The sequence below is a fragment of the Staphylococcus sp. EG-SA-10 genome, assembly GCF_017151945.1.
In the GTDB taxonomy this organism is placed as follows: domain Bacteria; phylum Bacillota; class Bacilli; order Staphylococcales; family Staphylococcaceae; genus Staphylococcus; species Staphylococcus aureus.
Genome location: NZ_JACVZJ010000013.1, coordinates 16,757 through 38,366 on the forward strand (window position 1 = coordinate 16,757; position 21,610 = coordinate 38,366).

A 21,610-nucleotide genomic window follows, 5' to 3' on the forward strand; every position below is an offset into this window, starting at 1 on the left:
TTTTAATTAATGTAAAAGCTATAATTGTTAATACTTTCTATTTTTTCGAATAAATTCACATTACAATAACTAAGTTTACATTTCTTAAATTTAATTACTTCTTTGCATTATAGCGAACGCCGTACCTAATATATAAATTAAATCCCTTGTTTCTTCGTACTTTTAATTGAACAATTTTATATTGATGAGATATTTAGTATTAAATTTTTCTTCCTATAAGGTTAATACTTGTTTGATCAATTTTATGTTGATTTACTTCTTTTAAAAATTCATTCAAGTAGAACCCATTCTTCAAATTTAAAGAATGATCTAACGCATAAACAGTTAATTCATATTGATGATCTTTATCAGGTGGTGTTGGTCCTACATAGTGATTTTCTATTTCTGAAAAATCTTCAGCCAACAACCCACTAGTAAAGCTATTTTTACCTTGTACATAGTCACCCTTTGTTCTTGATAAATCTGCTTTTATAGAAATTGAATTGCCACTAACACTTACATTAGCTACACTCCAATGAATCCATGCAAAGCCACACACAGGAATTGCATCATAGTCAATTAAAGACCAAGCAAGATATTTAGTCCCTTCCGGTAATTCAGTTACTTCAAATGGAAATGATTTAATTGGATTCCCGTTAATAGAATCACTCACATCTGCACCTGCTGCGTATTCATATGGTATATTGTTCCCTTTAAATTCAGTTTTTATTTTCATGTTGCTCTCTCCTTGTAAAATAAAATATTATTATTAAATATATAAAAATTAATAACGAAATAAATAATATTAAGTATTGAATAGTTCCTATTGTATATAAGTAACCACCCATAAGTAAAAATGCGATATTAAAAATAAAATATAACGTTTCTGCATAATTAAGCATCACTCTTAAGTTACTACTGCTAGAAAGTTTATTTATAGTTTGTGGACGAGTTAACCCTGAAGAAATACCTAAAAATATCATAGAAATAGTAACTGCTATGAAACTTTGATATGTATATATTATTAAAAATATTACTAAACAAATTTCTGACACAAACTTATAGTTCAAGTATTTAGTTAAATAACGTGAAGATACAAAACCCATAACTGTGTAACAAGTTAATACTGAAATAAATTGTAAATTATTCAGTTTTAAATCATTATATATATTAATTGGAATAAATCCTATAAAAAATCCTAATATTAACGCTCTTAAAAAAGAATAATGCAATATCCAAAACTTCTCTTCCGGTAGAAATTTCTTTATCTTTCCCTTTGTTTCTCCTATTAAATTTAATTCCCTATTTTCAACTAATGTGCATCGAATAATTATAATTGTTAGAATTGAAAATATACCAGTCATTATTATAGGCCATTTAATATTTATTCCATAAAGATAACTACCTATAATCCCTGAAATTAATAATGATAGGAACATATAGCTATTTGACTTATTTTGTACGTATTTCTCATTTGTTATATTTCTTTTAATTATTGCTGTATCAACACCCGCCATCATTGAGTAACTTAACCCTAATAATATTTGTGCCACTACTAAAATTAAATATTGATTTTGATATAATAACAACAATAAACCGATGATTTTGAATATTTCACTAACAACTAATTTATTAGAATCTTTTAAGTTACAAATTTTAAAACACTTCTCTTTGTATAGAGAGAATAAAAATGCTGCAATGCCATAAGACGCCATTAATATTTCTAATTGTATTATGGAATAACCTTGAATCAAAAAGTAAATTAATAAAAACGGTAAATAAAAGTATGCTCGTGAAAAAATTCGGTATAAATAAATCCCAAGTATTAACTTATTCATAAATAATACCTGTACCTAGTCTTTCTTTTATTTCTTCAAACTTTATATCTCCTTCTCTTAATAATTCAATTTTATTATCTGTCACTTTAATAATCGTACTAGATGTTTTATAGTTAGTTTTATTTTGACTTCTTAGCATATATCTTACATTTTCGCCCATGTGCTTAATTGCTTCATTTTCAGTTATTAAAATATCATCGGCAGTTCCAGAGATATTTGCTGAAGTAATTGCTATAGGTGAATTAATATATGAAATAAATCTTCTCATCGTTTTATTTTGTACACATCCTATAGCTATACTATCTGAATTATTGAGCATATAATTATAGCTTGTTTTATTTTTTAAAATAATATTTAATGGTCCAGGCCAAAATATTTCAACTAGTTTATCAACTATTTCCGTATTTTGATTATCTCCATACAATTTCCAATCCTCTGGCTTATCAATAAATAATGATAATGGCTTATCTTTCGATCGCTTTTTATATTCAAATATTTTATCGATACAAAGATCGTTGTTAGGTAAACTACATAAATTATAATTAGTATCAGTAGGAACAATCACTGGAAAACCATCTTGTAATTGTAAATAAAGTTTTTCAAAACTTTTTACAGAATCATTTAAAATTTCCATCTTTACTCCTCCTTTTTATTATCTGAAGTAAATCCACTGTATCTTCAGGTGCTACTTCAGGTGAAAACTTGTTCACAAGTTTATAGAAAGAAATATTTTCATCAATTTCTTCAGTGTTAACTATTGATTTAAATTTATTGTGCAAGATTTTCTTACTAGAAATATTACTTATTGGAAACTGAACAACTTGTGAATTTTTCAATCCTAAATCACTAGGAACTAAATATTGATACATATTGATACATATTTATATTTTTTTAGTACCATCTTGATGAATTCCTGGTTCATGTTTAAATATATTTTCACCAATTATAGGTTTGTTTTCTGATATTTGAAAATCAAGAATTTTAGAAATATTAATACTAGTTTTATATACGTCGGGTAAAGTGAATTCCGTACTTTCTATTTGTTTTTTTGTCAAAATAGTAATTATTTCCTCAATAGGAGCATTACCCGCTCTCTCACCAATTCCCAAAAATGTAGTTTCTATTTGCTTTGCACCATTTAAAATTGCAGCTAATGTATTTGCAGTAGCCAACCCTAGATCGTTATGACAATGAGCAGAAAAAATTATGTTAGAATATTTTTTTACAAAGTAATTAAAAATATCTCCGTATTCTAATGGTGTCGAACATCCTACAGTGTCCGCAAATGTAACTGTTCTAACTTGATATTTTGAAATAATTTCCATGTATTCTTTCAATTTTTCTCTAGAAGTCCTTGTTGCATCTTCAAAACAAATATCTACTCCTTTTTTATCTTTCTTTAATATATCCAAGCAGTCTTTGATTTTCTGAATATAATATTTATTTGAAAAATTAAGCTTTTCTTTTATATGCAAGTCAGATATTGGCAATAGTATTTTTACCACTAAATTATGAATTTTCAATTTGACTATTTTTTTTATTTCTTTTTCATTAAGCCTAGTCAATACTACTAATTCTTTTTCAGGGCTTAAAATGTCTCTGAATTGATGAATATTAAATTCATCCTCGATAGTAGTACACATGCCTACTTCAACAGAATTTATATTTAACTTGTTAATTTGTTTCAATACTTCTTTTTTTATAAATAGACTTTTTCGAACATTACTTTGTTGCATACCATCCCTTATTGTATTATCTTGAATTCGAATCATATTACTTCACCCCCTCGATAACCTCTGATATAATATTAATATTATTTTTATGCAATAAAAATTAAATATTATCTAATGAATTATTAACTTTTTTGAAAGAGGTAAGTTCATGAATTTGGATTGGTACTATACATTTGTCATTTTAGCGAAGACGTTAAACTATCGATTAGCTAGTGAAGAAATTAATCTCACTATACCTTCTATACATAAGCAAATTAAAAATTTAGAACAACATCTCAATGTGAAACTATTTGAAACTTATAAAAATCAAATTATCTTGACTGAAGATGGTCATACATTTCTTCCAATTGCGCAAAGTTTTATTGAACAATATGAAAGTGGCATCAAACATATCCAACTTAAAAAAACGATGTTTCAATCGAAATTAAATGTTGTCGTGTCTTCATATATCGCGACATTCATTATGCCCAAATTTTTAAAATCATTCTTTAACGAGCATCCTTTTATCGATGTTTCTCTTCATGTCAAAAATGAAAATATTGAAAAAGATATTAATAATCATACGTATGACATCGGGATTAGCAGAAATCAACCTAAACTAAGAGAAGTTCATTCTGAAAAAGTATGCGAAGGTAAAATTGTATTGATTGCTCCCAATAAAGAGAATAATCATCTTCTAACTGAGGCATCTTTATTTGAAAAATACAAAATAATAAGTGATAACCATCCAGAATATTGGTCATCACTTAAAAATAATATTTTAAATATTTATGAAAAAGCACAATTTCTATCTATCAATGATGTGCATACTTCAATTAAATTAATCGAAATGAATCAAGGTATATCATTCCTGCCTCTTTATATAACAACAAATAGTGATTACAATATTTCGGTTATTAACACGAAAATTTTACAAGCACCTATTTCATTTACATATATACAGCAAAAAAGAAAGCCCAGAAATATTGGTGTTTATTAAATCATTTAAAAAGTATATTGCCAATGAACAATTATAATAAATTTCAAATCTAAAAAACCAAGAATGCGATTAATCATCACATTCTTGGTTCAATTTTATTCATGAATTTTTTCAACATTAAACGTTAAGTTATTGTCTGAATTTAAATTAACTTTAATCGTTGTACCTTCTGGGAATCCTTCTTTAATCATCATACGTGCTAATGGTGTTTCAATTTGGCGTTGTACAAAACGTTTTAATGGTCTTGCACCGTATTGAGGTTCATAAGCTTCTTGACCTAGCCAAGCTTTAGCATCATCAGAAACTTCAATTGAGATTCGTTGTTCTAGTAATCTTATATTTAATTGCGTTAATATTTTGTCTACAATCATACTCATGTCATCAATAGATAAAGGTTTAAATAATACGATGTCATCCATACGATTCAAAATTTCTGGTTTGAAATATGCATTTAAACTTGTCATAACAGCTTTTTCTGTTGATTCTGTAATTTCACCAGTCTCTTTTACGTTTTCTAATAAAACTTGAGATCCAATATTACTTGTCATAATAATAATAGTATTTTTAAAATCAACGCTACGTCCTTTAGAATCAGTTAAACGGCCTTCATCTAAAATTTGCAATAATACATTAAAGACGTCAGTATGCGCTTTTTCAACCTCATCTAATAAGATAACTGAGTATGGATTACGACGAACCGCTTCAGTTAATTGACCCCCTTCATCATGTCCAATATATCCTGGAGGTGCCCCTATCAATCTTGATACTGCATGTTTTTCCATATATTCACTCATATCGATACGAATCATATGTTTTTCAGAATCAAATAATGATGCAGCTAATGATTTAGCTAATTCAGTTTTACCTACCCCAGTTGGACCTAGGAATAAGAAACTACCAATAGGTCTGTTTGGATCTTTAATACCTGCTCTTGCTCTAACTACTGCATCTGAAACCAGGTCAACCGCTTTATCTTGACCTACAACACGTTTATGCAAGATATCACTTAAGTGAAGTAATTTTTCACGTTCTGTTTCAACTAATTTTGAAACTGGTATGCCTGTCCATTGGCTGACAATATCGCCAATTTCTTCGTCTGTTACAACTTCACGAATCATTCGATCTGTATCTTCACCTTGCTCATCTTGGAAATTATCCTCTAATTCTCTAAGTTCTTTTTCCAATTGAGGAATTGTTCCATATTGTAGTTCAGCTGCTTTTTCTAAATTGTTATTTGTTTGTGCATCTTCCAACGCTTGTCTACTTTCATCTAGTTGCGCACGTTTTTCTTGTAAGTTTGCTATTTTTTCTTTTTCTGATTCTACACGAGATTGAAGTGCTGCTTGTTTCTCTTTTTCATTGGCAAGCTCTTCTTGTAGTTCTTGTAATCTCTGTTTGCTCGCATTGTCAGATTCATTTTTAAGTGCGCTTTCTTCAATTTCTAATTGCATAACACGTCTATTAACTTGATCCAATTCAGTTGGATTTGATCCCATTTCCGTACGAATTGTTGCACATGCTTGGTCAACTAAATCAATCGCTTTATCTGGTAAAAAACGATCAGTGATGTAACGATCAGACAATTCAGCGGCAGCAACTAAGGCTCTATCTTGAATACGCACACCATGATACACTTCATATCGTTCTTTTAAACCACGTAAAATTGAAATTGTATCTTCAACATCAGGCTCACTAACTGCTACTTTTTGGAAACGACGCTCTAATGCCGAATCTTTTTCAATATATTCTCTATATTCATTTAAAGTTGTTGCACCAATACAATGTAACTCTCCTCGTGCTAACATTGGTTTTAGCATGTTGCCTGCATCCATGGCACCATCTGTTTTACCAGCACCTACAAGCATATGGATTTCATCAATAAATAATATAATTCTACCATCAGACTCTTTAACTTCTTTTAGGACTGCTTTTAATCTCTCTTCAAATTCACCACGATATTTAGCGCCCGCTACTAATGCGCTTAAATCTAACTCAAAAACAGTTTTATCTAATAATGATTCTGGCACATCTTTCTTAACTATACGCTGCGCTAATCCTTCAACAATTGCAGTTTTACCAACACCTGGTTCACCAATGAGCACAGGGTTGTTTTTAGTTTTACGACTTAAAATACGAATCGTATTTCGAATTTCTTCATCTCTTCCTATAACAGGATCCATTTTACCTTGTCTAACTTCTTCTACTAAGTCGCGGCCATATTTAGCTAATGCTTCGTAATTAACTTCTGGATTTTGTGATGTCACGTGATTTTCCCCTCTTACTTTTTTAATAATTTCTTTGATAACTTCTACTTTATTATTAATATAATGTTTTGTTGTTTGATCAATGTCCATTGCCGAACGTAAAATATGCTCCATTGAAATATATTCATCTTCATATTCTTTCATGTATGATTCAGCCTTAGTTATCAATTGGTTTGCTTGTTGGCTAATATATTGACCATATTGTATATTGTCACCTTCTACAGATGCATACGTATTTAGTTTGTCTTCATAAGCTTTGTTTAATTGATCTACCTCAATATTTGCTCGTTCTAAAATACTTTTATATAAGCTTTCACTTTCATTTAAGGCAGCGCTTAAAATTGCCTCGATTTCTATATTTTGTAATTTATGTTGCTGACTCAGTTCAACTGCTTGTTGTAAAGCACTTTGAACAGCATATGTCATTTTATTTATATCCATTAATTTCACCTCTAATTTGTAGAGTTGGTCAAGTGCACTTTTGACTTTGACTTTCTTTGACCTTAATTATATTATAGTCCCAATATAATCATTTATCAACTGTTTTACACTTAAATTTCCTAATATTTGTAAATAATTTTTTGAATTAAAAAAATCTAGCTAATGTTACGTTACACATTAACTAGACTTATTAAACATATGTTATTTCTTTTTAAGTGCTTTTAATATTTCATCTTTTAAAGCTAGGACTCCTTTGTACTCTAAATGTACACCGTCTGGTGCAAAATATTCACTATGTCCTTGTGATCGCTTATACCAATCAATTAATGTGACATTGGACTTTCGTTTCGCCGCGTCAGCTAATAATCGATTTACATTTGCCTCATAAATTCTTGGAACACGTGTATTAACTAAATAAATCTTGGCTTTTCCAAATTGATTAAGTAAATCGTCGAGCTGTTTGACAGTAAAGTCGCCATTTGTACCTAATTCTAATACAACTTGATCAGATGATTTTTTATATTGTGAATAATTCGCTTTAACTAAAGGTAAGGTTTGATACAATTGACGCCCTACTTTTCCATCAATTCTAGACTTAGGAACTGATGACTTAAATGACTCACCGATATCAACCATTACTGAATCACCGATTAAAAGAGGTTTAATATTATTATATACGTCGGAAGATTCCTTTTTCTTCTCACTTACTAAGCCATCAATGTGAATGTTATCAATTGGTGCTATCCGCATTAAATAATTATCTTCAATAGTGGTATCAAAGCTATTCGCTTTTTCTCCTATAATGTCTTTACCATATTTATTGAATGCACCTACTAAAATCAACATAAATGGAATTAACAAGGTTACTACAATTGCCATTCTTATAAATTGTGGTATATAAGAAGGTCGCCAATTTAAAGCTTTAATACCTTCTTTTCTAAATGGAGTTTCTATAAAGCGATATGATAGCTCTGCAAATATAATTGTTAAACTTATATCTATAAAGTACACATATACAGGTATCTGTCCGTCTACATAGTAACTATGTACGAAACTAATTACTGCAAAATGCCATAAATATAGACTGTAAGATCTTTTCCCGATAAATACTAACACTGGATTTGAAAATATCTTCGCTATCCATGTAGATGGATGAACGACACTGGCAATAATAAATAACGTTAATATGGATATTAAATAGAAACCTCCATCATATATCCAATTCGTCTCATCATTAATAATGAAAAATAATAATATAAGTACTATAAATGATAAACTACCTATGCTATCAATAACATATTTTACAACTTTAGGTGGATCATTTTTCAATTTAAACGGTGGCCATAAAAAAGCTAAAATAACACCCAGTAACAATGTCTGTAATCTTGTATCTGTTCCAAAATACACTCGTGAATGATCCCCATTAATACTGTAGATAAACATCATTAACCCTAAAGAAATTATAGATACTCCCCAAAAAGTAAATCCTATTTTGTATCGCTTTTTAATTGTTAACAATAATGTAACCAAAATAACTGGGAAAAATATGTAAAACTGTTCTTCAATTGCTAAAGACCATAAATGCTTTAATGGCATAAATGAAAATTGCTCAAAATAATTAACATCTTTTGCTATATACCACCAATTTGATACATAAAATATCGCAGCAATAATATCATGTTTAACCCTAATGATATTATCTGATTTTAATAATAAGGTTGCTGTCCCTACAACCATTAATAAAACTATGACTGCTGGTAATAAACGTTTTAAACGACGTATCCAAAAGCTTTTCAATTTAATGATACCTGTGTCATCATACTCTTTGAGTAATAAGCTTGTAATTAAATAACCAGAGATCACAAAAAATGTATCCACACCTAAAAAGCCACCTGTCAACCATTGCTTATTTAAGTGGTAAATAATAATTCCTAGAACAGCGATTGCCCTCAAACCATCGAGCCCTGGCATATATCTCATTTTCTTATATTTTGTAAAACCCTTTGTTTTGTTCATTTTTGCATTCTTCCCTTTTAAAACTGTTCTTCTTAGATGCTTAATTAAATTTAGTTATGCTGTTTAAAAGAATATTGAAATGCATATGTATATTATTGAATTACGACATCATCAAAATCATATTGACTAAAATACTGTTAAATTAAAAAATTACCAATGATGATTCTTACTTCGAAATCCAATTTGTAATGCAACTCGGTAACTTAAAAACTATGAAGTATTATGCATTGTAATATAACTGTAATATAAATTCAATTTATTATAGAAATTTTAAATAAAATATTCAACTAGGAAATGAATTGTGCACTCTTAGAAGTGCGAGTCACTGTCTTAGTTCATATTTTTTGAAACAAGTTAGATATAAATTTTCAAAATAAAATCAGAACCTTGAACGTAAATAAGGCTCCCTTCAATGTCTACTTTGAAGGGAGCTTATTCACAATGAATTATACTCTACAATGTTATATTGACTGCGGGGCCCCAACACAGAGAATTTCGAAAAGAAATTCTACAGGCAATGCAAGTTGGGAGCGGAGCCCCAATTGGATTTCCAATTTCTACAAGCAATGCAAGTTTATGTTAGCTCACACCAAGTGCAATCTTAGCGTAACGTGACATCATATCTTTTGTCCAAGGCGGACTCCATACGATATTCACTTCAGTATCCTGAATTTCAGGAATCTCTGCTAATACTGTTTTAACTTGATCAATAATTTGAGGTCCCATTGGACATCCCATTGATGTTAAAGTCATATCAACTGTACATACGCCTTCATCATCAACATTCACTTTATATACTAAACCTAAATTAACTATATCAATTCCTAATTCAGGGTCAATTACCATTTCTAATGCACCTAAGATACTATCTTTCAATGCCTCTTCCATCCATATCACCTCTTTAATGTCATATTATTCATAATATATCAAATATCCGACAAAACGCCAATAAAATGCTATGATGTATCTATATGAACTAAGCAACTTATGAGGAGAGAGATATGCAACCACATTTAATATGTCTAGACTTAGACGGAACATTATTAAACGATAACAAAGAAATTTCATCATATACTAAACAAGTATTAAATGAATTACAACAACGTGGACACCAAATTATGATTGCGACTGGCAGACCTTATCGTGCAAGTCAAATGTATTATCATGAATTAAATTTAACGACACCAATTGTTAATTTTAATGGCGCTTACGTACATCACCCTAAAGATAAAAACTTCAAAACTTGCCATGAAATTTTAGATTTAGGCATCGCACAAAATATTATTCAAGGATTACAACAATATCAAGTATCGAATATTATTGCAGAAGTGAAAGATTATGTTTTCATTAACAATCATGATCCAAGATTATTTGAAGGTTTTTCAATGGGTAATCCAAGAATTCAAACTGGTAATTTACTTGTCCACTTGAAAGAATCCCCTACCTCAATTTTAATTGAAGCCGAAGAAAGTAAAATACCTGAAATCAAAAATATGCTTACTCATTTTTATGCCGATCATATTGAGCATCGACGCTGGGGCGCACCATTCCCTGTCATTGAAATTGTAAAACTTGGTATTAATAAAGCAAGAGGTATTGAACAAGTTAGACAATTTTTAAATATTGACCGAAATAATATTATTGCATTCGGTGATGAAGATAATGATATAGAAATGATTGAGTACGCCCGCCATGGTGTTGCTATGGAAAATGGTTTGCAAGAACTTAAAGATGTAGCGAACAATATTACATTCAACAATAATGAAGATGGCATTGGTCGATATTTGAATGATTTCTTTAATTTAAATATTAGATATTACTGTTAATTTATAACTAATCATTTTATAATATTTTAAAACAATAGGAGGTAAGTTACGATGCCCAAAATAGTCGTAGTCGGAGCAGTCGCTGGCGGTGCTACATGTGCCAGCCAAATTCGACGTTTAGATAAAGAAAGTGACATTATTATTTTTGAAAAAGATTGTGATATGAGCTTTGCTAATTGTGCATTGCCTTATGTCATTGGCGAAGTTGTTGAAGATAGAAAATATGCTTTAGCATATACACCTGAAAAATTTTATGATAGAAAGCAAATTACAGTAAAAACTTATCATGAAGTTATTGCAATCAATGATGAAAGACAAACTGTATCTGTATTAAATAGAAAGACCAACGAACAATTTGAAGAATCTTACGATAAACTCATATTAAGCCCTGGTGCAAGTGCAAATAGCCTTGGCTTTGAAAGTGATATTACATTTACACTTAGAAATTTAGAAGACACTGATGCTATCGATCAATTCATCAAAGCAAATCAAGTTGATAAAGTATTGGTTGTAGGTGCAGGGTATGTTTCATTAGAAGTTCTTGAAAATCTTTATGAACGTGGTTTACACCCTACTTTAATTCATCGATCTGATAAGATAAATAAATTAATGGATGCCGACATGAATCAACCTATACTTGATGAATTAGATAAGCGGGAGATTCCATACCGTTTAAATGAGGAAATTGTTGTTATCAATGGAAATGAAATTACATTTAAATCAGGAAAAGTTGAACATTACGATATGATTATTGAAGGTGTCGGTACTCACCCCAATTCAAAATTTATCGAAAGTTCAAATATCAAACTTGATCGAAAAGGTTTCATACAGGTAAACGATAAATTTGAAACAAATGTTCCAAACATTTATGCAATAGGCGATATTGCAACATCACATTATCGACATGTCGATCTACCGGCCAGTGTTCCTTTAGCTTGGGGCGCTCATCGTGCAGCAAGTATTGTTGCCGAACAAATTGCTGGAAATGACACTATTGAATTCAAAGGCTTCTTAGGCAACAATATTGTGAAGTTCTTTGATTATACATTTGCGAGTGTCGGCGTTAAACCAAACGAACTAAAGCAATTTGACTATAAAATGGTGGAAGTCACTCAAGGTGCACACGCGAATTATTACCCAGGAAATTCCCCTTTACACTTAAGAGTATATTATGACACTTCAAACCGTCAGATTTTAAGAGCAGCTGCAGTAGGAAAAGAAGGCGCAGATAAACGGATTGATGTTCTATCGATGGCAATGATGAACCAGCTAACTGTAGATGAGTTAACTGAGTTTGAAGTGGCTTATGCACCACCATATAGCCACCCTAAAGATTTAATCAATATGATTGGTTACAAAGCTAAATAAATGAATCATGCGATTCAATCTAATCTTAATTCTCTAGGTTAGAATTATGTTGGACTGGTACTACTATCCAGTCCATTTTTTTGTTTAAACATTTTTAGAATCAAAAAAGACATAAGGTCTTGGACTAATAATTGTCCATGCCTTATGTCATATACTATATGTCTTATCAATTATCCAATACCGAATAATTTTGATATAGGCCCTAACGGTAGAATGACACCTAATACCATTGTGATGATAATTAATGCAATTGTTATCCAAAACATTGTGTGACTTTGTTCATGTCTCTTTCTTTTAGCAATCGACACTTCCATCAATCCAACTACTGCAACACCACACAGCATTTTCAATGTAAGCAACATATGATTTGCCCCGCCATTCATAAATGACTGAATTAATATCCAAAATCCTGAAATTAACGTCAACAGCATAAATAATCGTAGTACCATATGTAATGGTTTGAAATATGGCGTACCACCTTGATTTTTTGAAATATTTAAGTATGTAGCGATAAATAAAATGATTGCTAATACCCAACTTAAAATATGTAAATGTAACATATTAATTCCCCCACTTTAATAATTTTAGTTATTAAATTAAAACTTCGTGGGATAAATACCCACTTTCTTATAATTTAATCATTATTTGTTCATACACAAATACATATTTTACCACACTTCTATATTTGAGAGGAAGAACATGACATTTTATTACTTATTAGAATATTGTGCATCTGCTGTAAAATAATCAACTACTTCTTAATATCATATTTCACTTTCGTCTCAAAATGGTAACATTATAAACAATGATTTATAACACCTTTTTAGAAAAGCAAGAAAAAACTAACCAATCTATATAAAGACTGGTTAGCTTTTTAAATGATAATTATTTAGCGATATAAGTTGTCAGCGTTCCAATATTATCAATAGTCACTTTAACTTCATCACCTGGTTGTAAGAATTTAGGTGGTTTCATACCTGCACCAACGCCTGCTGGTGTGCCAGTTGCAATAATATCTCCCGGATGTAGTGCAACATATTTTGAAATTTCTTCTATTAATTCATCAATTTTAAGAATCATTTCGCCAGTGTTACCATCTTGTCTAATTTCATTGTTAACTTTTGTAACAATATTTACATTTTCAGGTAATGGTAGTTCGTCTTTAGTAACGATATAAGGACCCATTGGGCAACCGCCAGTTAAACTTTTTGATAAAAATGCTTGATCTTGTTCACTTTGTGCTTTACGATCAGTGATATCGTTAATAATTGTATAGCCGTAAACATAATCTAAAGCTAATGCTTTTGGAATCTTTTCACCCGACTTACCAATAACAATACCTAATTCACCTTCATAATCTAATTGATCAGTAATATCTTTATGATTTGGAATTGTTGCATTATCTCCTGTTAAAGATGACGCTGCTTTTGTAAATACATATAATTTTTCCACTTCATGATTTAATTCGTTCGCATGATCTTTGTAATTTCTACCAAAAGCAATCACATTATTCGGAGGTGTTACTGGTGGTAAGAATTCAATGTCATTAAATGAAATTTTATAGTCTTCAGCTTTGCCGCTATCTTCTGCTGCTACAACTGCTTTACGTACTTGTTCTTGAAAATCTAAAGTATGATTTTGTTGTAAACCAGCTAACAATGTTTTAGGATGGAAATCTCCTTCTGCAAAGTCAGCAAATACTTGTGTTAAATCCCATACAGCATCTTCGCGTTTTACTTTAACGCCATATGAAGTTTTGTCATTATACTTGAATGATAAGAATTTCATTCATTCTCAACTCCTCATCTTTATCTTAATTCACATTATAACTTTTTTCGTTATCAAATAACAAATAAATAAGTAAGACAATTTTGAAAATGAGTTGTGTTCATTCTGCTACAAGGACTTTGCACTTAATCGAAATTATTTTTTATTCTTTTGAAAATCAAAATACTATAGTTGCAATGTACCAAATTTGAAGAAGTATAAATAACCTTTAACTTCTTTATTAAGAATCGTTTGAAGCGTATTTTGATAATATTTCATCTGTATCTTATATTTATTTTTTAATTGTGTACCAATTTCTTCATCTGTCATCCCACGGCGACGATTAAATGCATCGGTTTTATAGTCTACAAAATAATGCACACCATCTTTAACAAAGATTAAGTCAATCATACCTTGAATAATTGAGACGTCTTCGTCTCCTTGTGGCAATTGGTCCACTAATGCTTGGTTAACTACAAACGGTAATTCACGATAAACTTGCTCTGCTTCAGCAATAATCGAATATAACTCACTATTGATAAATGTCATAATTTCATCCATACGGATATCTTTTTTCGCATCTGCTTCGATAATATGTTTATCGATTAATCCATCGATATACTGATGTAACTCAACTTCAGATATGCGTTCTTTTTTGAATGGTAAATGTTGCATCACTGTATGCATTAACGTACCAATTTCATTCGCTTTTCGTTTACCTTGTTCACTTAGAAATTTAGGTCGTTCATACGTTGAAAAACCGATACGATATTTCCTTACTCGTTCGTAACTTGTGCCACTTTCTTCTGTTTCATATTGTCTTTTCAATTCAGAAACAGATTGTTTTGAGGGCTTTTTAGTATCATTTACATATGGATATTGATAATCAAGTTGGTGTTTAATTTGTGCTTTAACATCTTCATTACCATTTTGCATAGTTTCTAATTGATTAACCGAACGATATTCATCATTATCTAAAATGGTTTCTGTAGACACATCTTCAAAGTACACAATTGAAATATTTACATTCGGACGACTACTATCTTCAATTTGTGCTATATCTTTTTCAAATTTTAAATCATCTGGAATTGACGCAGATTGATGTTTAGATAAAATACTATAAATAAGATGGAACGGATTTGGTGAAGTTAATCGTTCATTGACAGCAATGTGCTCACCAGAAATAGACAATTGCTCTAGTTCTAGTAACGATTTATCATTTTTCACTCTACCAATTAAATAAAGTTGTTCTTTCGCTCTTGTTAATGCTACATAGACTAATCGCATTTCTTCTGACACAAGTTCTTTTTCAGCAACAGCTCTATATGCAACCGAAGCTAAAGATGGAAATGCCATTTCTTTATCCACATCAAAATAATCCATTCCGAGACCAAATTGCTGATTTAAAATAACTGGTTGTTTCAAATCACGTTTATTAAAATCTTTTGACAATCCAGAATAAATGACAAACGGAAACTCTAGACCTTTACTACTATGAATTGTCATCATTCTAACGACATTATCGTTTGGACCAACTACGTTTTCCTCACCAAAATCTTTGCCTCTTTCAATCAATTCATCGATAAAACGAATAAATTGATATAAACCTCTAAAACTTGAATTCTCAAACTCGATAGCTTTATTAAATAAACCATAAAGATTTGCACGTCGTCCACGTCCACCAATAAGTCCACTAAAGTATTGAATAACATAATGATCATTATAAAATTTATCAATTAACTGATACACCGGATGATCTTTACTATATTGTTGGTAACTTTGAATATCTGATAAAAACATTTTTAATTTATCAACTAAAATAGTATCTGCTGCTTCGTCATTAATGTAATTTACAATCGATTGATAGAAGTAGTCATCATTTGGACTCAATATTCTAATTTGAGCTAATTCGTCTTCTTTGAACTGATAAATAACGGAACGCATTAACCCAACTAAATAAATATCTTGTAATGGATTATCTATCGCTCTTAAAAATGATAATACTAAACGGACTTCTGTTTGTTCAAAGTATCCTTCACGACTATTAACATGGAATGGAATATCTTCATTTTTAAAGGCTTGTTGTAAATTGCGAGCTTGTCCAAAGCTGCGTTCTAGAATAACGATATCCTTGTATGTCGCACTTCTATAGCTTCCTGTTTTCATATCATAAACTTTTTGATGTTCTAAGATATCTTTAACTTGTTCTACTATAAAATGCGCTTCTTGTTCACTACCAGTTAAATCACTATGTTCTTGATCCGCTTCAACAAGCACTTTTAAGTTTACTGGATGGTCCGATTCATCATATGGTGCACCATAATACAATTGTGCTGATTCATCATAATTTACTTCACCGACTTGTTCATCCATCATATGTTTGAATATATAGTTTGTCGTTGACAGTACTTCTTTACGTGAACGGAAGTTTTGTGACAAATCAATTCGACGTCCAGTGCCATCTCCATCTATAGTAAACCGTTGATACTTTTCAATAAATAAACTTGGATCAGCTTGTCTAAATTTATAAATGGATTGCTTAACATCTCCAACCATAAATAAATTACCATTATGTTCATCACCCGTTTTGATGCAAGATAGTATTTTCTCTTGAACTCGGTTCGTATCTTGATACTCATCGACCAATATTTCTTGGAAGTGTTGACGGTATGATTCGGCAATTTCTGAAGGCGAACCATCCTCATTAGTTAAAATTTGTAATGCAAAATGTTCATAATCAGAAAAATCCAAAATATTTTTGCTACGCTTTTTTCGATTGAATTCTGACATAACATCTTTCACAATACGCGCAAGGTACTTTACTCGTGGCGCCAATTGTTGCATATCAGCTTTCAAATCATCAGCTTCTCTTGAAAAGTAATCACTCTTAACTTTATCAATTAATGATTTATATTTTTTATACTGAAGTTTAGCATCTTCTAAGGCATCGACCATCATTTCATTTGCTTCTTTAATTTTCGCTGTTACATTAGGTAAACGCGCGCCAAATTCGTGACCAGTTAAATAAGGTATATCAATAAAGCCACCTTCTAAAACACGCCCCATTAAACGTCGTTCATCTTCTATAACAGCTAAATGTTTATCGACGCCATCCATCATACTAAACAAATCATACGCCTTATTTAAAGCATCATAGGCAGCTGTGATAAATACTTTAGATAAGTCTGTTAGTAGTTGAATAAGTTGCGCTTGTTGTGCTTCTTCTTCGTATGGTGTCACCAATTGATCCAACCAATTTGTAGGATTTGGATTTGCAACGCTAAAGAAATACAATTGTTTAATAATCATTCGAAACTGATCATCACTTCTATCTGAAGACAATTGCTCTGTTAATTCAATAAAAGCAGGATCAAGGATATCGTAATGTTGTTCTATGACTTCATCTATCGTTTGTTCTAATAATAAAATATTTTCAGCTTCACTGCTTGTTCTAAAGTTCGGGTCAATATTTAATACATCATAATGCTGTTGAATTAATTTCAAGCAAAAACTATGAAGTGTAGATATTTGTGCTTGATGAATTTTGATGCGTTGGTTTTTCAAGTGTGCATTTGCAGGATCAGCAATCGAAGCCTCTTGAATACGTTGGTCTACACGATGCTTCATTTCACGTGCACTTAAGTTTGTAAAAGTTACAACTAAAAGTCGATCGACATCAATGCCATCACGTAAAATCTTTTGGATAATACGCTCAACTAGTACAGCTGTTTTACCTGAACCTGCCGCGGCTGCAACAAGTACATCTTGTCCAGTTGTGTAAATACTTTGCCATTGCGCGTCAGTCCAAATCACGCCTTGTGGTTTCTCTGGAATTGTCATCTATTGCTCACCCCCAAATTCATCATTAATGTTAATATTTTGAATTGCTTCAATTGGATTTATTGTTTCATCTACAGTTCGATATCGCTTACTATCAATCATGCCATCTACATGACATACCGATTGATAACTACAAAAAGCACATGGCAATTTTTGTTTGTACTTTAATGGTGCAACTTCAGTATGTCCATCCATAATATTTGAAGCTGTTTCTATAAAATTTTCTTTGTTATGTTGGATGAATTTATAAATCGTTGCTTCATCTGCAACTTGGCTGCCTCGTTTACTCAAAGAACCATCTTTATTCAAACCAACTGGCACAATATCTGAAGTGAATTTAGGTTCTAAACGAATATCCAATGCATCAATAACAGTTTGGTCTGCATTCACTAAACCACTCAGCTTAAACTTTTTAATTAAATCTTGTTCTAGTTTATCTTCATCAATATCAGCCCATGATTTAAATTTAATTCTAGGTTCATGTACATGGAAATATAATAATCCGCCTGGTTTCACAATATCTGTTAATCCAAGGCGTTGTTTATTTTGTAAAACGATATCCATGTATGTCATCATTTGCATTTGCATACCATAATATACTTTTGCTAAATCAAGTGTCGCACTACCTTCAGAGGATTTATAGTCAATGATATTAACAAAACTTGTATCATTCTTTGTATACGTATCGATACGGTCAATTTGCCCTCTAATATTAATTGGAATACCTTGAGTTGTCGTTAATGTTTGTGCAATTAATTCGTCATTTGTTCTTGGTTTCCTTCTAAAACTTGTCTCAAAATGTTTTGGCATAAACTTTGAATACGTGCCTTGATATTTTAATGCGCTTAGTGTTGTTTCTACAATAGCGCCAATGCGTCTTGATAAATAACGATAGTAAGCTGAAGAATTTAATAAATTAAACTGAACTTTAGGTAAAATTTCTTCCAATGCTTCATTCGTTAATTGTCTTATTTTTTTCAGGTCTAATTGTTTAAAATCGCCATTAATACGTTCAGATATATATTTTAAAACGGAATGGAAAATATCGCCTAAATCAAAGTTTTGAAGTTCATACTTCGTTCGCTCATTTAGTTTCAGACCATGTGACGCATAATGTTTAAACGGGCATTGTTGGTATCCCTCAAAGCGAGATACACTGGCATTGATTTCCTTACCATATAAATCTTTAGACAACGTCTCACCTAATTTTACAGTTTCATTGTCAAACGTTAATGCTGACATTAAATAATCTAAACCTTGATTTAATTGATCGCTATCTCTAATTACTTGATAAGCATCTAACCAACTATCAGCCACAATTTCATCATCTAACCAAGCACGCAATGCTTCAAATAATGTAATTTTGGTTTGCTTAGCATGTTGCATTAGTGACAATGGGTTAACTTCATGGTATTGAGGAATGTTAGTAATTTCCAATTGGTTGAACAATGATTGAATTTGATTTAAAAATGGGCTGATTTCCTTATCATCACCACTTGATCCCATTAGACTATAAGAAAATGTAACATTTCCCTTAGCTCTAGTCATAGCAACATAACAAACAAATGCTTCATCCATCTGTAAAATATCTGATGTTGGACTTAACTCGACATTAGCCTGCTGTTCAAAGTATTTCTTTTCTTCATCTGTAATCAAGCTTGACGCAATTACTGGTTGTGGCATCGTACCATCATTCATTCCAACTAAGTAAACATGTTGCTTATTGTCGACTTTAGCCAAATCCATCGTACCAATACTAACTTGGTCCAATGTTTGCGGAATCATAACAAATTCTAATTGTTCTAAACCAATATCAAATACTTCTAAGAAACGTTCCATCGACATTGGTTCATCTCCAAATACTAGAACTAAGTCATCAAGGATTTGAATTAAGCCATTCCATATTTGATCAATTTCTTCCGCCTTTTCATGATTACCATTTAAATCAAGTTCATCTCGCTCTGTCATCAATTGATTTGGCAGTTCAAAATATTCCATACTTTCATAAAAAGCAGTTGCAAAGTCTTTTACAGTTGCCGCTTGTGACATTTGCTTTTCAAAATGTAAAATTTTATCAATGACATCTTTCTTTAACTTAACGACTTGTTCAAATGTGTTACGTTCATCTTCGGTCAGTTTATGCGCTTTACGCCCCATTTTGCTAAAATGTTCGACATTAAATAGCTCATCATCTAACCAACGTTTACCGTATATACCACGTTCAAGTACAAAATTTTCAAGTAAATCAACTAAGTATGCACTTTTTAGATATGATGTCGTTAACACATCAGTCTTCAATAAGCGTAGCATTGGATTAACTTGCCAATTAGATTGAATAACTTCAATCAATGAACGAATCATTTCCATGACCGGATGATGTGTCATCGAACGCTTTGTATCAATGTTATAAGGAATATTATAAAGCGGTAATATGGAATCAAATAAATAAGCATAAGACTCGTCACGATATAAAATAGCAATATCTTGATATCGTAATTGCTTATCACGAATATCAACGATGATACGTCGTGCAATTTCATTTATTTCCTCTCTCATAGTCGCAGATTCTAAAATATTGATATGACCTTGACATGCCACTCGATTGATTTGAAGTGCATCAAACTCTTGTTCAAGATGCTTTAAATCTTGATTATTAAAGCGATATAATTGGTTGAAATATTGACGTTCAATAGAAATATTGAGTTCATTTGCTATTTCTTCAATATGTCGTAACACTTCAGATGGTTTTCTAAATAAACTGAATTGATCGTGGTTACCATCTGTCGTCAATATAATTGTGACACTCTTCGCATATTTAATTAATCCTTTGATTATTAAATACTCAATCGTTGAAAAGTTGTGGAAACCATCAATATATATATCAGCACATTTTAGCCACTCTGATTTCGGCATACAATCAATAAAATATTGTAATGCATCCTCACCCGTAATAAACTCGTTTTGAATGCGTTGTTCGAACTCTCGGTATATTAAAGCAATATCCTCTAACTTATTTTTAGTTCGAGTTTGCATATTTTTATCAGCAATAAAGCTTTCTAAATGTTCAGGCGTTACTGCATATTTTTTAAAATCTTGAATTTGTTCTGTTAATTTTACACTAAACCCATAATATTTTGCTTGTGATTGATAAAGTTTTAAATACTTTTGTTGTTCTTGAACAATGTTATAAATCATCATTTCCGTTGCAGCTTTAGATAACTTTTGTTCGCTATAACTACCAACTTCTTGGAAAATACGATGACTTAATCGTTCAAAATGCAACACTTCTGTTCTTAAACTACCATTTAATTCCGGATCATTGACAAAGGCTTGTTCTAATTGAAATGTACTTTGAGTTGGCGCAATTAAAATGATTGGATCTCCAAGCGGATCTGCTTTCATTTTTTGTTTTATTTCGGTCAACATTTTCGTAGACTTACCTGTTCCCGCTCTACCTAAATAAGCATGTAATGTCATGACAAACCCTCACTTCCTTTGACACATATTTTAACACAAAGTGATTGTGATTGATTTATTATAAGTTCATTTCGAACGTAGC

12 protein-coding genes and 2 pseudogenes are annotated in these 21,610 nt (G+C 31.1%); 3 read left to right on the top strand and 11 right to left on the bottom strand.

Going from position 1 to position 21,610, the window contains the following annotated elements:
- Positions 1 to 199 precede the first annotated feature (199 nt).
- The 4 genes and pseudogenes from IDG45_RS09685 to IDG45_RS09700 all read right to left on the bottom strand — a co-directional run bounded on the left by IDG45_RS09685 (position 200) and on the right by IDG45_RS09700 (position 3,589).
- Positions 200 to 715 (bottom strand): YbhB/YbcL family Raf kinase inhibitor-like protein, encoded by a 516-nt coding sequence (locus IDG45_RS09685; RefSeq protein ID WP_000695346.1) that lies wholly within the window; start codon positions 713 to 715, stop codon positions 200 to 202.
- Positions 699 to 1,817, bottom strand: coding sequence for an MFS transporter (locus IDG45_RS09690; protein ID WP_001037436.1), 1,119 nt, complete (start codon positions 1,815 to 1,817; stop codon positions 699 to 701). The genes IDG45_RS09685 and IDG45_RS09690 overlap by 17 nt, the downstream gene beginning before the upstream one ends.
- Positions 1,810 to 2,451, bottom strand: a complete 642-nt coding sequence (locus tag IDG45_RS09695) for an L-threonylcarbamoyladenylate synthase (RefSeq protein ID WP_000404422.1) — start codon at positions 2,449 to 2,451, stop codon at positions 1,810 to 1,812. The genes IDG45_RS09690 and IDG45_RS09695 overlap by 8 nt, the downstream gene beginning before the upstream one ends.
- Positions 2,435 to 3,589, bottom strand: a pseudogene (locus tag IDG45_RS09700) (LeuA family protein). Before IDG45_RS09700 ends, IDG45_RS09695 begins: the two are co-directional and overlap by 17 nt.
- A 109-nt stretch (positions 3,590 to 3,698) precedes the next feature.
- On the opposite strand from IDG45_RS09700, the pseudogene IDG45_RS09705 reads away from it, so the two are divergent.
- A pseudogene (locus tag IDG45_RS09705) lies at positions 3,699 to 4,566 on the top strand (LysR family transcriptional regulator).
- A 58-nt stretch (positions 4,567 to 4,624) separates the two neighbouring features.
- Here the strand turns inward: IDG45_RS09705 and clpB are convergent.
- The 3 genes from clpB to IDG45_RS09720 form a co-directional block, all read right to left on the bottom strand.
- Positions 4,625 to 7,234: an ATP-dependent chaperone ClpB gene (clpB, locus tag IDG45_RS09710; RefSeq protein ID WP_000353944.1), complete on the bottom strand. Its 2,610-nt coding sequence runs from the start codon at positions 7,232 to 7,234 to the stop codon at positions 4,625 to 4,627.
- Between the two features lie 201 nt (positions 7,235 to 7,435).
- Positions 7,436 to 9,250 (bottom strand): acyltransferase family protein, encoded by a 1,815-nt coding sequence (locus IDG45_RS09715; RefSeq protein ID WP_001044239.1) that lies wholly within the window; start codon positions 9,248 to 9,250, stop codon positions 7,436 to 7,438.
- A gap of 579 nt (positions 9,251 to 9,829) precedes the next feature.
- The gene (locus IDG45_RS09720) at positions 9,830 to 10,138 is read right to left on the bottom strand and encodes a metal-sulfur cluster assembly factor (protein WP_000390575.1); all 309 of its coding nucleotides are present in this window, start codon (positions 10,136 to 10,138) and stop codon (positions 9,830 to 9,832) included.
- 113 nt (positions 10,139 to 10,251) lie between these two features.
- Here IDG45_RS09720 and IDG45_RS09725 point away from each other — a divergent pair, with 113 nt between their 5' ends.
- Entirely contained in the window at positions 10,252 to 11,076 is an 825-nt protein-coding gene (locus IDG45_RS09725) for a Cof-type HAD-IIB family hydrolase (protein ID WP_001182436.1), read from the top strand.
- A gap of 51 nt (positions 11,077 to 11,127) precedes the next feature.
- Complete coding sequence (locus IDG45_RS09730; protein ID WP_206171609.1) at positions 11,128 to 12,444, top strand: CoA-disulfide reductase; 1,317 nt, start codon at positions 11,128 to 11,130, stop codon at positions 12,442 to 12,444.
- Positions 12,445 to 12,614: 170 nt separating this feature from the next.
- Here the strand turns inward: IDG45_RS09730 and IDG45_RS09735 are convergent, their stop codons facing one another.
- The 4 genes from IDG45_RS09735 to addB form a co-directional block, all read right to left on the bottom strand.
- Positions 12,615 to 13,004 (bottom strand): YisL family protein, encoded by a 390-nt coding sequence (locus tag IDG45_RS09735; protein ID WP_000902813.1) that lies wholly within the window; start codon positions 13,002 to 13,004, stop codon positions 12,615 to 12,617.
- Between the two features lie 325 nt (positions 13,005 to 13,329).
- Positions 13,330 to 14,232: a fumarylacetoacetate hydrolase family protein gene (locus IDG45_RS09740; RefSeq protein WP_000670751.1), complete on the bottom strand. Its 903-nt coding sequence runs from the start codon at positions 14,230 to 14,232 to the stop codon at positions 13,330 to 13,332.
- Positions 14,233 to 14,397: 165 nt separating this feature from the next.
- Positions 14,398 to 18,051, bottom strand: coding sequence for a helicase-exonuclease AddAB subunit AddA (addA, locus tag IDG45_RS09745; RefSeq protein WP_000154953.1), 3,654 nt, complete (start codon positions 18,049 to 18,051; stop codon positions 14,398 to 14,400).
- Complete coding sequence (gene addB / locus IDG45_RS09750) at positions 18,052 to 21,528, bottom strand: helicase-exonuclease AddAB subunit AddB (protein ID WP_031927835.1); 3,477 nt, start codon at positions 21,526 to 21,528, stop codon at positions 18,052 to 18,054. It abuts the gene before it with no gap.
- Between the last annotated feature and the right edge of the window lie 82 nt (positions 21,529 to 21,610).